We start from the raw sequence: 15,001 nt of genomic DNA on the forward strand, positions 1-15,001 counted from the left end.
TCCTTAAGCGAAGGCAACGCGCTTGGCGTCACGGCGTGTTTGTAGCCACGAGATGATTTTCTGGCTCCGCTTGGCGCGTCGCTTTTCGGTTTGACTTGGGTTCGAAACAATCTCGGCTTGGAAGAAGGACGGGCAAAGGATCGCCGCATCGGCCACCTCGCCACAGTTGCCGCAGCCGACACAGGTCTGGTCAATCGCGGCCACTGGATCGTCACGCAATGGATCACCCGTGTCCTTGACCGACAGTGATGGACAGCCCGACAGGCGCATACAGGCGTGATCGCCCGTGCAGATATCCTCGTCCACACCGAACCGTGGCCGCACAACGCGTTTGCCCTCTTTGGCGGCTTTGGCCAGTTGCGGCTTCACGCGGCGCTGTTTGTTCAACATGCACTCGGAGGAGGCGACGATAACCTTCGGACCACTTTCTGGTGTGGTGAGCGCCTCTTTGAGTGTGTCGCGCACTTTGGTCACGTCATAGGTGCGGTCGATCTGGCGAATCCATTTGACGCCCATGCCTTTACAGGCGTCGACGATAGAGTTCTGGGTTTGCTTGGTCTTGTTGTCTGCGCGAGACGACAGGATGTCCTGACCGCCGGTCGCGGCCGAGTAGAAGTTGTCGACGATCACAATGACGTTGTCGGATTTGTTGAACACCGCGTTGCCGACCGAGCTGGTCAAGCCGTTGTGCCAAAATCCACCATCACCCACGAAGGAGATCGAGCGACGCCCCTCTTTGTTTTCATTGTGGAAGGCAGCGGCAGAGGCGGGGCCAAGGCCGTAGCCCATCGTTGTCGCACCCAGATCAAAGGGCGGCATGATCGAGAACAGGTGACAGCCGATGTCGGATGAAATGTGGTGCTCTCCCAATTCCTCTTCAACCAGTTTGGTTGCCGCAAAAATAGGGCGCTCGGGACAGCCTGTGCAGAACCCGGGTGGGCGCGCAGGCAGGGTTTTCGACAGATCAGGGATCGCAACCGGCTCTTCGTTTGTCGCAACTTTCGCAATCGGCAGCATCTCGGCGGCATGTTCAGACAGGAACGCGCCGATGCCATCGACCATGACCTGACCGGTGTACTCACCGCCCATGGGCAATTTGCCCTTGCCCTCGAGTTTGACCGTTTTGCCGCCCTTGTAGAGCATATGCGCGATCTGCTGTTCGATGTAGTTCGGGTGACCTTCTTCGATGATCAAGACGGCGTCTTTGCCCTCGCAGAAGTCCATGATCTGACTGTCGACCAATGGATAGATGCAGTTGAGCACGAGCATATCCATGTCCGTGTCGCCATAGAGATCGGCAAGGCCGAGGCGGTTCAACGCGCGGATCACGGTGTTGTAGGTGCCGCCTTGGAGGATCAGGCCGACCTTTGCGCCAGACTTGCCAAAGCGCTCGTTGATCTCTTTTTCGAGGATGTAGTTTTGCGCGGCGGGCAAGCGTTTGGTGAGCTTCTCTTCTTCGTGCAGGTAGGTTGCGGGGGGCAACACGATGCGGTCCAATTGACGCGCGGGATTTTCGAGCGCATCCGACACGGTCATGTCGGGGCGCTTGTTATCCTTGGCGTCGAAGTGGCCGTGCACGTGGCACGAACGAATGCCGACCTGCAACATCACAGGCGTGTTGGAAATCTCGGATAGCTCAAAGCCATGCCCAACAGCGTCCACAATCGCGGGGAGGTTCGGGCGCGGATCAAGCATCCAGACCTGTGATTTCATGGCGAACGCATAGGTGCGCTCCTGCATGATGGACGAACCTTCGCCGTAGTCCTCGCCAACGATAATCAACGCGCCGCCCGTCACCCCGCCTGAGGCAAGGTTGGAGAGGGCATCGGAGGCCACGTTGGTGCCGACAACGGACTTGTATGTCACCGCGCCGCGAATGGGGTAATGCACCGAAGCCGCGAGCATCGCAGTCGCCGTTGCCTCGGAGGCGGAGGCCTCGAAGTGTACGCCAAGCTCGCCAAGGATTTCTTGGGCATCTGCCAATACATCCATCAAGTGGGAAATGGGGGAGCCTTGGTAGCCACCCACATAGCCCACGCCGTTTTCCAACAGCGCCTTGGTGATGGCAAGGATACCTTCACCCGTGAAGACCTCGCCCTCACCTTGCTTTAGTTTTTCGACTTCCTTGGCAAATGATCTTTCGGCCATAGGTGGCTCCTGACTTAATATTCGTGGTGGCGGATGTCGTAAAAAATCCGCAGCAACAGTTGATTGAATGTGGCGCGTTCGTCGTCGGACAACGCGTTGAGCATGGTGTCGCGCATCCCGAGCATGGCGGGCCAAGCGGCGTCATAGGCTGCACGGCCTGTTTTTGTGAGGCTGATGAGGCGATAGCGGCTGTCACCATCGCGGCTTTCACGCTTGATGAGTGCCGCTGCCTCCATCGTGTCGAGGGTGCGCGAGAGCGTGGATTGTTTGATAACGGTGAGAACCGAGAGTTCGGAAATGGTGCACGGCCCGTTGTCCGCGAGCACGACAAGTGCGCGCATTTGTGCGACCGAGACACCCACCTCTTTGAGGGCGGCATCGACGCCTTTGTTATAGCGCGCCATGATGCGGTTCATCAGGTATGGCGTGAACTCCTCAAGGTCTTCGGTGCGATCACTCATGCCCCCAATTCCTTTGCCGTCAGGAAGCCGGAGCCGCCGGAGAGGCCGGGGCCGGGGTGGGTGGATGCGCCGATGTGGTAGAGGTTTTTTATTCCCGTTTCATGGCGCACGGTGTCGGCAAACGGACGCCAGAGGAAGAACTGCTCAATCGAGCAGGCACCACCATAGGGGTCGCCGCCGACGAGGTTCATGTTGTAGCCTTGCAGGTCCGCAGGTGAGATGGCGCGGCGCGTCTTGATCTGATCTTTGAACCCGTCGATGTGGTCTGCCAGAATAGCCTCGACGCGATCGGCGTAGGCCTCGCGCACGGCTTCAGTCCATTGACCGTCTTCGGGTGTGTCAATCTCGCCGCGAGCATCGCCTTTGATGTGGCGAGGGGCTTCGGGCAGTTGCAGCCACAGAACGGTCTGCCCCTCAGGTGCGCGGCTCGGATCCGCGGCGGTAGGCTGTCCAACGCAGATGGTGGGAACGTCTGGCAGCAAACCACGCTCGGCCTCATTGCCTGCTTTGGAGACGCCATCAAGACCCGGCGTGATGTGCAACAATTGCACGGTATCAAGCCCGTCGGTCTTCCATTTGACAGGACCGTCCAGCAGGTAGTGAAGTTGGAAATTCCCCTTTCCATAGCGATATTTGCGCAGATCATCTTCTTTGTCTGCATTCGGTGCCAGGTCTTCGTACAGTTGGTGCGGCGTCACGGAGGCAAGCACCTTTTTCGCAGCGACGTCTTGGCCGTCACCGAGCGTGATGCCCGTGGCAATTCCGTTGCGCACGGTAATGTTGGCTACTTCGGTACGCGTGTGAACAGCTCCGCCGTTTTCCTCGATGATCGCGATCAATCCGCGCACCATGTCGGCCGTTCCGCCCTTGATCACGGGCGCACCCGCAGCTTCCAAGGCGAAACCGATCACTTGTCCCATTTGACCAGAGAAGGCGGCTTCTGGGCCGAGGCCAGCGTGGAGGCACCACGGTGCCCAAAGCGCACGGGTCAGCTCGTCTTGAAAGGAGGTTTCGAGCCAGCCGCGCATGGATTGCAATGCGCCGCCCATCGTTGTGGCGAGCCCGCGTGGTTTGCGTTTCCAAGTCTCTTTTGCGAGAAGTTTCGCCGTGGATTTTGACCACGGATCGCCTCCCATAAGGCCGAACAGAAGCTCGGCATCCGCGCCAAAGGCGTCCAGATCGGCGGCCAATTGTGCGCCGTCTCCGGAATGCACGGCATCGAACGCACGCACATTTGCGGCGCGATCAGTTGTATAGGTGAGCGCCCGCCCATCAGGGAGCAGAACACCCGTAGGGGTGTCCGTGGCGCAAAACTCGACGCCGTGGCGGGCGAGATCATCGCCAAGTGCCCCATGTGCGGCCCCCGTGACCCAAAGAACAAAGGTGGTGGCGAGGGGATCATAAGTGACCCCCTCGGCCAGTGTTTCAGACCGCATACAGCCGCCCGCGACGTCCTCACGCTCGAACAGCGCGACGCGTTTGCCGGATTTGGCAAGCATTGCGCCAGCGGTCAGCGCGTTGATGCCACTGCCGATGATGGCGATATCGAGGGGTGCGGTCATGGTGCGAACTCCGACTTAGGACGCAGGAACGAGTGCAAGTGCGCGGATCGGCGAGCCTGTGCCCTTAACGATCTTGAGTGGCGCGGTGACGAGAATCGCGCCCTTGGCTGGCAACTCGCTCAGGTTGGTCAGAGAGGCCAGACCGTAGCGGTTGTGTTTGTGCAGCAAGAAGTGCGCAGGGAAGGGAATCTCGAACCCACCAGCAGCGCCGGCATCCGTCCCAATACACTGTGTGCCCCAACCAAGTGCCTTCTTCTCTTCCATCAGATAGGTGATAACTTCGGCGGTTGGGCCAGGGGTGTGCGGGCCGTTTTCGTCGGCGTTGAGGTATTTGTCCTCGTCGTCGTTGTATTGGTCCCAATCAGTGCGCATCAAAACCCATTCGCCTTCTTTGATCTCGCCGTGCTCCGCTTCCCATGCCTTCACATGCTCAACCGTCAGCAAGAAATCAGAGTTTTCAGCGGCTTCTTTGGAACAGTCGATGACGTTGGCGGGGGCGACAAAGTTCTGTGGCGCAATGGTGTCGACCGAGCCGTCAGGGTAGTCTTTACCCGAAATCCAGTGGTGCGGTGCATCGTAGTGCGTGCCGGAGTGTTCGCCCAATTTGAGCCAGTTCCATGCCCAGAATGGACCACGGTCGCCATAGCGGGAAATTTCGTGGATTTCGATTTTGGGCGTGTCGTCTGCCAGTTCTGGCGGCAGTTTCAAAAGCGGCGTGTCGGGGCCCAAAGGTGCCGTGCAATCGACGACTTTGATGGAGCCATCCAGAAGGCCGGAGGCGAGATTTGCGAGTGTGTCTTTCGTGGACATTATAGAAACTCCCTGAGTGATAGTTTTGGTGTATTGATTAAATCATATGCAAATACATGTATTAAGTTTCTTCAAGCGCAAAATTTCCAAAAGTGGATTTTTCTTTTCAACAAAGGGCGTTCACGGCGTCTTATCTTTTTCGGTGACTAAATTTGAGGCAATAAAATAAGGGTTCATTCGGCGGTTTGCCTGAGAATCATACTGCAGGCGCAGAAAGTCACGTCATGTGCAGAATTTGCAGTAATTGCGAGTCGCCGCCCAAAAACAGTTGAGGTTTAAAATATAATCTGACAGGATCATCGCGTCGCGACACCGACGTCGCAATGAAATTTGAGGAGCCATTCTACATGACTGATAAAGTTGTTCCCGTCGTCACGCGTTCGAACGAACTCGATGACAGCACGCTGCAATCTGGCGAATGCGTACGTAAATCCGGCGTGAGCCCGCAGCACACTCCTGCGACCAAGATCTGGTTTGGCCGCGTCAGTAATGATCCAGGGCACCGCTCCCCTCCGCACCATCACGAGGAATGCGAAACAGGTGGCTATGTCCTGAAAGGTCACGGTCGCATCTATTTCGGTGAAGACTACAAGGAATACACCGATCTCTATGAAGGCGATTTTGTTTTTGTTCCTCCATACATGCCGCATGTTGAAGTGAATATGAGCACGACCGAGGAGCTCGTGTGGCTTACATGCCGTACGCCTGACAATCTTGTCACAAACCTGCCTGATGTGCCCGACGAAGCCCTCGAAGGCTACCGTCGCGCTTGATCTCATTGCTACCTCTCCGCTGCGTTCGCGGGGGAGAGGCCACCATGAAAAGGACGCTGTATGAAGCTTCTTCGCTATGGGCCTGCTGGCTCAGAACGCCCCGCACTCTTGGATGCCGATGGCAATATGCGCGACATCTCGCAGTATGTTGATGACATCGACGCACAGGCACTCGCACCTGAAGGCCTTGCCAAATTGGCGGCCCTCAATCCAATGGACTTGCCGCTTGTCGACGGAACGCCACGCATTGGTTCAGCGATTGCACGTCCAGGCAAGTTTCTATGTGTTGGTTTGAATTATGCCGACCACGCGCGCGAAACGGGCAAAGAGCCACCCGCCGAGCCTGTGTTGTTCTCCAAGGCCACCACAGCCATGTGCGGGCCATATGACAACGTCGAAATCCCGCGCGGCTCTGACCGCACGGATTGGGAAATCGAGCTGGGCATCGTGATTGGCAAGCGTGCGAAATACGTGTCGGAGGCTGACGCCCTTGACTACGTCGCTGGCTATGCCCTGGTGAATGACGTCTCCGAGCGCCGCTTTCAGTCCGAGCGTGGCGGCCAATGGGTGAAGGGTAAAAGCCACGATACCTTTGGTCCTGTCGGCCCGTGGATGGTCACGAAAGACGAGATCGCGGATGTTCAGAACATTGATCTCTGGCTCGATGTTGACGGCGAACGGCGCCAAACGGGCAATACCAAAACCATGATCTTCGGTGTTGCGCATCTGGTGCATTACATCTCGCAATTCATGACGCTTGAAGCGGGCGATATCATCGCAACGGGCACTCCTCCCGGTGTTGGCTTGGGCATGAAGCCTCCGACCTTCCTCAAGGAGGGGCAGGTTGTGACGCTCGGGGCTGCTGGTTTGGGCGAACAACGACAAGTGATGGTGCAAGCATGAGTATTGACTTTGAAAAGGCCAAAGCGGCCCTAACGGATTTGAACGGAAAAACGGCGATTGTCACAGGTGGCGCGCGCGGGCAGGGGGCGGTTGAGGTTGAACTCTTGGCCACCGCAGGCGCGCAGGTTTTAATCTGTGATGTGCTAGAAGAGGACGGGAAGGCACTTGCTGAACGCCTTCAGGCCGATGGCAAGCCTGTGCGGTTCTGCAAGCTAGACGTCACTTCCGAGGCGGAGTGGGCGGCGGCGCTTGATGTTGTGAAAGCATGGACGGGACGCCTTGACGTTTTGGTCAACAACGCGGGCATTATCAACCGCAAGGTCATTCGTGACATGTCGGTTGAAGAATGGCGTAAGGTCTTGGATGTCAACGCAACGGGCGCGTTTATCGGTGTCAAACTCTGTGCGCCTATGATGGCGGAAACGGGTGGCGGTAGCATCGTCAATATCTCGTCCAATAGCGGATTCTCGGGTCACTATGACCCCGCCTACACCTCGTCCAAATGGGCGATCCGCGGATTGACGCGCACGGCGGCGATGGAGTTTGCGGATGACGGTATTCGCGTGAATGCGATCTGCCCCGGCTTGATCGTCACCGACCTCAACCGCGAGTCTCCACACCTTGGCCCGATGATCTCAATGACGCCCGCACAACGCGCAGGTGAGGCCGATGAGGTGGCGCAGCTCGTGCTGTTCCTCGCGTCTGACGGGTCTGGTTTCATCACGGGCGAAGATATCGTCATCGACGGTGGCTTCACCGCGGGGGCCGGATATCGCCGTGTCGCAAAGGAAACGGGCATTCTGTAAGACGCCTGCTCGCGCATAAAGAAAAAGCCCCTCGTCCAAATGGTCGGGGGGCTTTTGTGTGTGGAGGCTAAGCCTTCTGGCGAATGTCGAGCATGATTGAAATGGCGCGCGCGGCGTCCGCTTCCGTGACGTTGTCAAACAGATCGTTGACCCACATCAGGTGTTCCGATGTCATCTCATCCATCAAGGCACGTCCTTTGTCCGTGATGCGCACCAAAAATGCGCGGCGATCTTTTGGCAGGTTGGTGCGTTCTGCGAGGCCGTCAGCGACGAGGCGATCCACAACGCCTGTCACGTTGCCGTTGGAGACTACGAGGTGGGCTGAAAGTTCGCTCATTTTCATGCCTTCTGGCGTGGCGTGTAATGTCGCCAAAACATCAAAGCGCGGCAGGGTGGTGTCATACCCTGCACGAAGGCGCTCACGAAGGGCGCTCTCAATGTGGCGTGTCGCTTTTAACATCTGAAGCCAAAGACGAAGACGTTGGCGGGCGAGGTGCTCGTCGGCGATGCCTGTGGTCGTTGCGCTATCCATAATGTGCCCCTAAAATTCACTGTTTCTAATTTGTTTTATATACCAACTTTATAGGTTGTCGGTAAAGCGACATTTAGGGGTTTGCTCGGCTTTGAGGTTGTTCAAGCGGGCGCAGCCTAAAATAGATGACCCGTGAGCTGCCCCGAAGTCTGTAGAGCGGGGAGGCCATGCTTGAGTGGCGCTCCCCAGTGGTTTTGATGTGTTGATTACAGTGTAGCTACGGCGGTGCGGCTCTCTGCGGGCTGCACGATCTCGCGCAGTGCTTTCAGCGTCCGTATTACGCCATCTTCGGTTGTCAGCACGCCGGGGGACATCCGCAAAATTTGGCTGCGATTGTCCATGAAGATGGCCTGTTCGCGCAGTGCAGCAACTACCTCGGCGGCGGGGAGGCTGTCGGGGAGGTTGACCATTAGGCTGCCGCCGCGTTCGTCGGGGTTCGTAGGGCTGGCGAGGATAAGCCCCATGTCTTCCAGTCCTTCTTGGAGGAGACCTGTAAGCTTGCGGTTATGCGCTGCGATTTTGTCGCTGTCTTGCGCCATGCGCCATCTCATGGCAGGTAGGCTGGCCAATGCGGAGACGCTCGATGGTGTTCCGCTATCCAGTCGGCGCGCGTCATCGGCGAATTTGAATTTGTCCAAGTCCCAAGAGAACGGGTTGTCTTGTGAGAACCAGCCACGCAATTCGGGCTCGCAGCGCAGCAAGAGATCATGGTCCATATATATCATACCAGCGCCAGGGGTGCCGCACATCCACTTGAGACTCGTGGACAGGGCGAAGTCGACTTTTGGCGCGGTCACGTCGTAGGGCAATAGACCCGCAGCTTGCGTCAGGTCGACCCCAATAATCGTCCCCATCTCACGCCCGTGGGCGACGAGCTGCGGAATGTCCAGGCGGTGCGAACTTGTCGAGCTGACCCATGTTAGCAGGGCAACAGCGACGGTCTCATCCCACTCGGAAATGATGTCCTCGGCTTCAACCCAGTTTCCACCTTGGCGGATAGGCACAGTCGTGAGGGTGAACTCAAAGCGTTTAGCCAGACCTGTCAGGAGGAAGTGCAGCGACGGAAAGCCGTCTTCAGCAACCAAAACCCGCTTGCCGCGTAATGTGCCCTCGGGCAAGGCGCCAATCACGGACATCAGGCCTGTGGTTACACTTTCGGTCGTCGTTACGGTGCCTTTGGGGGCGTGAATCAATTCGGCCCACAGGTCGATGAACTCTTGGCGCTTGCCGAGAACGTCGCCCCATTGGTCGCCATTTGCTGCGCCCCAAACGTCGCAAAAGTCGGCAAGGCCCGCAGCCATATCGTCTTTCTTGCCTTCGTATTGGCCGATGGAATGGTACAGCAAATAGGCATCGCCAGTTTTGGGTGATGTGGACATTTTAGTCTCCGATTGAATGCGTTGCGCAGGGGCTGCGCGAAATATGGGGGGCTTAGCGGTAGCCGCGTTTGAAATGCTCTTCGAGCCATCCCGTGAGGCGCACGAGCGGCCAAAGGATCGCGATGTAGACCATCGCGGCCAAAAGCAGCGGTGTCGGGTTCGCGAAGAGCGCTTGGGCATCTGTGGCCTGTTTGAGCAGGTCGTCCATAGCCACAACCGAGGCCAGCGATGTGTCCTTGATAATTGCCACGCCGTAGGACGCCAGTGGCGGGATCATCATACGGAAGGCTTGGGGTAAAATGACTTTGCGCATCGTGGTGGCAAACGACAGGCCGAGTGCATCACAGGCCTCGAATTGCCCCTTGGGGACGGCTTGAATGCCTGCGCGGACAACTTCGGCGGTGTAGGCCGCGAGGACCACCGCAAGGGCGACGGTCGCCGCGACGAATGAGGATAAAACAATGCCTGCAAAGGGTAGGGCGTAGTAGACAAGAATGAGCACCACCAGCACGGGGATGGCGCGAAAAATGTCGGTATAAAAGATCGCCAAAAGCTGGAAGGGACGGGGCGCATACAGGCGCACAAGGCAGACCAGAATACCCAAGGCTCCACCAAGGATAATAGCCGCACTTCCCAAAAGAAGCGTGTTCATCAAGCCGCGCATGATGATCGGAAAGGCGCGACGCATCACGTCGATGTTGAAGAAGATGTCGATGATTTCCATGGAAACTCCGGTCGCACAGACGCAAGGGGCGCGTCATCTTGGTGGGGGCGAACAGCCCAGCAAGGGAGTGCTGGGCTGTCTGGTTGGCTTACTTGGCCAAGGTAGGAAAGGGCATTGGTGTCACTGTGACGCTGCCTGCAGCAGGGGCAACGCCCATCCATTTTTCAAAGAGTTCGGCCATAGTGCCGTCTTCTTTCATGGCGGAAATCGCATCGTTGACCATTTCCAACTTGTCGGAGTTCTTCGGCATCATGATCGCGAAGAGGTCGCCTGTTGGGATTTCAACGGGCACCTGAAGGCTGCTGTCTTGCGTTTGCGCGAAGGAATAGCGCAGGCCAACAATGTCGTTCACCGCGGCGTCAATGCGTCCGTTGCGAAGGTCGGTCAGCATGTTCGCTGTGCTGTCGTAGCTGGAGTAAGAAGTGTAGCCCAGCTCTTCTTCGCGCTCTTTGACCCATGCCTCGCCGAAAGAGGTTGCGATGGCGCCAACGCGCTTGTCTTTGAGGTCAGAAATTTCGGTGATCCCAGCGGTATCTTTCGTACCGACACCAAGTGCGCCCAGGAAATAGGGTTGGGTGAAGGATTGCGCTTCGAGGCGTTCCTCTGTGGTGGTCAGCGAGGAGATGACGGCGTCTACACGGCCCGATGCTGATGCGACGAAAAGGGCGCGGAAGTCGAGACCTTTGATGTCGACGTCCATGTCGAGGCGTTTTGCGACTTCGTTGATGATGTCGACTTCAAAGCCTTCAAATTCGCCGGCTTCATTTTTGAATTCCCACGGGGGATTCGATGGGTAGGAGCCAACACGCAGAGTGTCTTTCGCCATGGCGCTTACGCCAGAAAAAGCGGTGACAGTGGCCAGTGCAAGGGTTGCGAGAATGGTGCGTCTAGATGTCATTTGAAGGGTTCCCTGTTGTGGAGTGAAGTGCGTTTTTGCGTCTTTGATGACATATCGTTGGCACATTCAGTATACGGATGTAAACATTTTATTTAAACCTAAAGCTTTTTCTTTACTGATTTGGCGATGTCTGCTTATGATGCTTAAAAATTAGAATACTGTTCTGGGGGTCGCCATGTCGGGTACGCCGAAGCGCCATATCAAAGACCGAATCTATGACACCTATCTGGCGCGCATTCAGCGTGGCCAGATTTCACATACGGATCGGCTTGTGGATACGGCTATCGCGGCGGAACTTAATGTGTCGAGAATGCCGGTGCGCGATGCGTTGATGCGGCTTACACATGAGGGCTATCTGACCAGTACAACACGCGGCTTTATGCTGCCGAACATGAAGCCCGAACAGATCTTGGAGATTTTCGAGTTGCGTCGTCTGCTTGAGCCGCGCGCTGCCGCACTCGCGACCGCAAACCTGACCCAGGCCGACCTTGATGCGCTTGAGGGGGCTGTGATTCAGGCGGAAAAAACACTTGAAACGGGTGATGTAGAGAGTCTTCATTCTGCATCAGAAGTCATTCGGCGCACGTGGATTATGGCTGTGCCAAACGTCGAGCTGCGTGACACGATCTTGCGGTATATGTCCCAAATCCAGGCTGTGCGTTTTGCAACGCTAAGCGATGCACGTTCCTCGCAGGCACTCATTGAGCTCCAGCGTCAAATGCTTCACGCTTTCACCAACCGTAATGCCGCACATGTCGAGTTAGTCCTTTTTCGCTACGTGCTCGCTGGCGAAGAAAGTTATCGCCGCATGATGGACTTACCCGATTGGTGAGCCAAACCTTTTCCCCTCGAGACCCAGGATACTCCACATGACCCAAGATACTTCTCCAGCCATCTCTATTTCAGGCCTCAACAAATGGTACGGCACGTTTCAAGTCTTGCGGGGCATAGACCTGACCGTGAAGCAAGGCGAGCGCATCGTGATTGCGGGGCCGTCGGGGTCAGGGAAATCCACCCTGATCCGCTGCATAAACCGTCTTGAAATGCACCAAGAGGGGCAGATCATTGTCGACGGCGTTGAGTTGACCAACGACACCAAGAATATCGGCAAAATCCGCTCCGAGGTTGGCATGTGTTTTCAACAGTTCAACCTGTTCCCGCACATGACGATTCTGGAAAACTGCATCCTTGCCCCGATGTCTGTGCGCGGCGTGTCACGCGCGGATGCGACGGAGGCGGCACTCGCGGTTCTGGAAAAAGTACGCATTGCTGATCAGGCTCATAAATACCCCGAGCAGCTTTCAGGTGGCCAACAGCAACGTGTCGCCATCGCGCGGTCCTTGTGTATGAAGCCGCGGATCATGCTGTTTGACGAGCCGACATCGGCCCTCGATCCCGAAATGATCAAAGAGGTGCTTGATACGATGATCGAGCTGGCAGACGAGGGAATGACCATGCTGTGCGTCACCCACGAGATGGGGTTCGCCCGCCGCGTGGCCGATCGGGTGATCTTTATGGATCAGGGCGAAATCGTCGAAGAAAACGCGCCTGAGCCGTTTTTCGATGCGCCACAACATGAGCGTACGAAGGTTTTCCTCAGCCAGATTTTCGGCCATTAGGCACTTGGCCTAATGCACTCACCTGACGGCGGTCATTGCGAAGCGTCTCATGGGGCGCCGCAGACGGTTTTGAGTTTTGATGTCTGACGTTTGCAGTCGTTGGACGGAAGCGTGGATTTGTATGCTACAGGGTTCCTGATTCCTTGGATCGGTTTAGGGGGCGGGGCGAAGAAGGGGCGGCGCACTGCAATCCAGCGCCGCCTTAATTTGGTTCGCATCATAGAAAATGAGCATCGAGCGGCGCGGTGTGAAAACCCGACAGACTTCTTAGAGTGCGGCGGCCCCGCAATCCCTCATTCCCCTCCTGGCGAACGCACTCAGACATCTCACAAGACCCCACATCAAAAAGACACAAGCCCGCGTCACCCGCGTCCGCTTTTTAGCCTGACATGTTGAGTAAAAATGGTGCCCAGGGGCGGATTCGAACCACCGACACGAGGATTTTCAATCCACTGCTCTACCCCTGAGCTACCCGGGCACCGGAAGAACGCTGTTGCGTTCGGGTAGGCGGTTTCTAGTCGTAGGGCGGTCAGGTGTCCAGAGGGAATTTGAAGAATTTAGTGGGGTTTATTGGTGCCATCAGGATTTTCATCCTCTTCTGCCTCTTGGAGGGCTTTTGCGACCTCTTCGGGGTCGAATTCCCGCTCGGACGGGATCGCATAGGAGCCGTTCATCCATCGCCCGAGGTCGATGTCAGCACAGCGTTTGGAGCAAAAGGGGCGGTAGGCCGCCACGCTCTCTTGTTTGCAAACGGGACAGCTCATCGGATCACCTGTGCGACGGGCAATCTTGTGCGTTTTTTCTGAATCTCGAAGTTGCCAAGTGGCGTCCAGCCCGCAAGGACAACATCGCCACCTTCGGCTTTGAACCCTGCTTTGAGCGCCTGCTCGAACTGGCGGCGTTCTTTCTTGGGCATAGGGGCCAGATCGAGGATGATCTGCCCTGCAAGGCCGCGGACACGCAGTTGACGCGACAGGTCGCGGGCCAGCGCAATATTGGCTTTTGTTCCTGCGGCGGGGGAAAAGGCACCGCCCGTGTTGACGTCCACTGTGACCATCGCGCGGGTCTGTTCGATATAGGCAAAGGCGCCGCCTGTGAGAGGGGCCTTGATGGCGCGAATACCGTCGATGAGTTCCATCACGCCATGATTTTCAAACGCATCCTCGCTGTCGTCGAACATATCGGAGGACCAATCGCGCCACGCGGTTTCCCACGCATCGGGGCCAGAGACGAGCAATTCGGGATCGCCCGCCACATCGGCGGTCACGGCCTCGGCCAGATTGCGCATGGCGGTGATGTCTTCGAGGATGTCATCATCCGACGCGCCCTCGCAGGCGGAGCGCAGAATCACACCGAAGGCCTCGTCAGCCTCCTCCATGCCAGCGCTCGCCAGATCGTGAAGGCGCAGCAATTCATCTTCATCCTTGATCGCGCGGGAAATGTTGAGACCCGGCGCATCAGGCGTGACGATGCAGTATTTCGATTTGAACAGCAGTCGCGTGGTGACAGGCACTGCTTTGCCCTCTTCGGCGATGTGCGTGACTTGCACCAACATCGGCGCGCCGGGCTTGAGCCCCTTGGAGCCGCGCAGATAGGCCTGCTCGCCGTCGGGCAGATCAAGCAGTGCGCCGCCCATCCCCTTTAGCAAGCGCCCGCCCTTGGCGCGAAAAATAGAGCCGGGGGCAGGGGCGGCGGTGTCATCCGCATCCACCACAAAATCGTCGAGTTTGCCGTCACGGATCAGGGCCGCCGCGCGGTTGCCGTTAATCTCGCCAAGTGCAATGACGCTGCCCTTCATGATGTCTCTCCGTATACGGGGTAGCCTGCTGCGAGGAGCAGGTTTGCGGTTTCGGCCACGGGCAATCCCATCACGGCTGTGTAGCTGCCCTGAATCCACGGGATGAATGCACCTGCGGGGCCTTGGATGCCGTAGCCGCCGGCTTTGCCCTTCCAATCGCCCGAGGCGAGGTAGGTGTTCAGCTCATTGTCTGAGAGGCGCTTCATCTTGACGGTCGTGACGACGACAGATTCGAGGACGCGCGCGCCATGAGCCACGGCCACGGCCGTAATCACCTTGTGACGACGCCCCGCCATTGCAAGCAAAAAGGCCGCAGCCTCTTTTTCGTCTTCGGGTTTGCCCATAATGCGACGGCCCAAGGCCACAGTGGTATCGGCGCACAGGACTATCTCGTCGGGTGCGCGTTCAACCGCCATCGCCTTTTCCCGCGCCATACGGGCGCAATAGGGGCGGGGCAATTCGCCCTTGGCGGGCGTTTCATCAATGTCGGGGGACCGAATGTCGTCGGGCACAAGCCCAAGCTGCGCCAGAAGGTCCTTCCGGCGCGGGCTTCCTGAACCTAGGATCAGTTTCATGTGGGAACCGCGC

16 protein-coding genes and 1 tRNA gene are annotated in these 15,001 nt (G+C 57.3%); 5 read left to right on the forward strand and 12 right to left on the reverse strand.

Annotation, left to right across the window (positions count from 1 at the left end):
* Window positions 1-3 precede the first annotated feature (3 nt).
* From ACN0TS_RS12010 to ACN0TS_RS12025, 4 genes are read right to left on the reverse strand one after another with little or no spacing between them, the layout of a single operon-like run.
* Window positions 4-2,148 (reverse strand): thiamine pyrophosphate-dependent enzyme, encoded by a 2,145-nt coding sequence (locus tag ACN0TS_RS12010; RefSeq protein ID WP_417259598.1) that lies wholly within the window; start codon window positions 2,146-2,148, stop codon window positions 4-6.
* Window positions 2,149-2,162: 14 nt separating this feature from the next.
* Window positions 2,163-2,609: a MarR family winged helix-turn-helix transcriptional regulator gene (locus tag ACN0TS_RS12015; protein ID WP_417259599.1), complete on the reverse strand. Its 447-nt coding sequence runs from the start codon at window positions 2,607-2,609 to the stop codon at window positions 2,163-2,165.
* Window positions 2,606-4,171 (reverse strand): phytoene desaturase family protein, encoded by a 1,566-nt coding sequence (locus ACN0TS_RS12020; RefSeq protein WP_417259600.1) that lies wholly within the window; start codon window positions 4,169-4,171, stop codon window positions 2,606-2,608. Before ACN0TS_RS12020 ends, ACN0TS_RS12015 begins: the two co-directional genes overlap by 4 nt.
* A 15-nt stretch (window positions 4,172-4,186) precedes the next feature.
* The gene (locus ACN0TS_RS12025) at window positions 4,187-4,981 is read right to left on the reverse strand and encodes a cyclase family protein (RefSeq protein WP_417259601.1); all 795 of its coding nucleotides are present in this window, start codon (window positions 4,979-4,981) and stop codon (window positions 4,187-4,189) included.
* 347 nt (window positions 4,982-5,328) lie between these two features.
* Between ACN0TS_RS12025 and ACN0TS_RS12030 the strand changes: the two genes are divergently transcribed.
* Genes ACN0TS_RS12030 through ACN0TS_RS12040 form a run of 3 tightly spaced genes read left to right on the forward strand, consistent with a single transcriptional unit; the run spans window position 5,329 to window position 7,463 of the window.
* Complete coding sequence (locus tag ACN0TS_RS12030) at window positions 5,329-5,754, forward strand: cupin domain-containing protein (RefSeq protein WP_417259602.1); 426 nt, start codon at window positions 5,329-5,331, stop codon at window positions 5,752-5,754.
* Window positions 5,755-5,814: 60 nt separating this feature from the next.
* The gene (locus ACN0TS_RS12035) at window positions 5,815-6,657 is read left to right on the forward strand and encodes a fumarylacetoacetate hydrolase family protein (protein WP_417259603.1); all 843 of its coding nucleotides are present in this window, start codon (window positions 5,815-5,817) and stop codon (window positions 6,655-6,657) included.
* Window positions 6,654-7,463, forward strand: coding sequence for an SDR family NAD(P)-dependent oxidoreductase (locus ACN0TS_RS12040; RefSeq protein ID WP_417259604.1), 810 nt, complete (start codon window positions 6,654-6,656; stop codon window positions 7,461-7,463). The genes ACN0TS_RS12035 and ACN0TS_RS12040 overlap by 4 nt, the downstream gene beginning before the upstream one ends.
* A gap of 67 nt (window positions 7,464-7,530) precedes the next feature.
* Here the strand turns inward: ACN0TS_RS12040 and ACN0TS_RS12045 are convergent, their stop codons facing one another.
* The 4 genes from ACN0TS_RS12045 to ACN0TS_RS12060 form a co-directional block, all read right to left on the reverse strand.
* Window positions 7,531-7,995, reverse strand: coding sequence for a MarR family winged helix-turn-helix transcriptional regulator (locus ACN0TS_RS12045; protein ID WP_417259605.1), 465 nt, complete (start codon window positions 7,993-7,995; stop codon window positions 7,531-7,533).
* 206 nt (window positions 7,996-8,201) lie between these two features.
* A complete protein-coding gene (locus ACN0TS_RS12050; protein ID WP_417259606.1) occupies window positions 8,202-9,374 on the reverse strand; it encodes an aminotransferase class V-fold PLP-dependent enzyme in 1,173 nt (390 codons plus the stop codon).
* Between the two features lie 52 nt (window positions 9,375-9,426).
* Window positions 9,427-10,098 carry an amino acid ABC transporter permease gene (locus ACN0TS_RS12055; protein WP_417259607.1) on the reverse strand — a complete coding sequence of 224 codons (672 nt, stop codon included), beginning with the start codon at window positions 10,096-10,098 and terminating at the stop codon, window positions 9,427-9,429.
* 88 nt (window positions 10,099-10,186) lie between these two features.
* Window positions 10,187-10,996 (reverse strand): ABC transporter substrate-binding protein, encoded by an 810-nt coding sequence (locus ACN0TS_RS12060; protein WP_417259608.1) that lies wholly within the window; start codon window positions 10,994-10,996, stop codon window positions 10,187-10,189.
* A gap of 175 nt (window positions 10,997-11,171) precedes the next feature.
* Here ACN0TS_RS12060 and ACN0TS_RS12065 point away from each other — a divergent pair, with 175 nt between their 5' ends.
* Complete coding sequence (locus ACN0TS_RS12065; protein WP_417259609.1) at window positions 11,172-11,828, forward strand: GntR family transcriptional regulator; 657 nt, start codon at window positions 11,172-11,174, stop codon at window positions 11,826-11,828.
* A 37-nt stretch (window positions 11,829-11,865) separates the two neighbouring features.
* Window positions 11,866-12,615 carry an amino acid ABC transporter ATP-binding protein gene (locus ACN0TS_RS12070; RefSeq protein WP_417259610.1) on the forward strand — a complete coding sequence of 250 codons (750 nt, stop codon included), beginning with the start codon at window positions 11,866-11,868 and terminating at the stop codon, window positions 12,613-12,615.
* A 403-nt stretch (window positions 12,616-13,018) separates the two neighbouring features.
* On the opposite strand, the gene ACN0TS_RS12075 is transcribed toward ACN0TS_RS12070, so the two are convergent.
* The 4 genes from ACN0TS_RS12075 to ACN0TS_RS12090 all read right to left on the reverse strand — a co-directional run bounded on the left by ACN0TS_RS12075 (window position 13,019) and on the right by ACN0TS_RS12090 (window position 14,988).
* A tRNA-Phe gene (locus ACN0TS_RS12075) sits at window positions 13,019-13,093 on the reverse strand.
* 79 nt (window positions 13,094-13,172) lie between these two features.
* Window positions 13,173-13,379: a DNA gyrase inhibitor YacG gene (locus tag ACN0TS_RS12080; protein WP_417259611.1), complete on the reverse strand. Its 207-nt coding sequence runs from the start codon at window positions 13,377-13,379 to the stop codon at window positions 13,173-13,175.
* Window positions 13,376-14,413 (reverse strand): ribonuclease E/G, encoded by a 1,038-nt coding sequence (locus tag ACN0TS_RS12085; protein ID WP_417259612.1) that lies wholly within the window; start codon window positions 14,411-14,413, stop codon window positions 13,376-13,378. The genes ACN0TS_RS12080 and ACN0TS_RS12085 overlap by 4 nt, the downstream gene beginning before the upstream one ends.
* Window positions 14,410-14,988, reverse strand: a complete 579-nt coding sequence (locus tag ACN0TS_RS12090; RefSeq protein ID WP_417259613.1) for a Maf family protein — start codon at window positions 14,986-14,988, stop codon at window positions 14,410-14,412. The genes ACN0TS_RS12085 and ACN0TS_RS12090 overlap by 4 nt, the downstream gene beginning before the upstream one ends.
* Window positions 14,989-15,001 lie beyond the last annotated feature (13 nt).

Origin of the sequence: Celeribacter sp., assembly GCF_048266405.1 — a bacterium.
Lineage (GTDB): Bacteria > Pseudomonadota > Alphaproteobacteria > Rhodobacterales > Rhodobacteraceae > Celeribacter.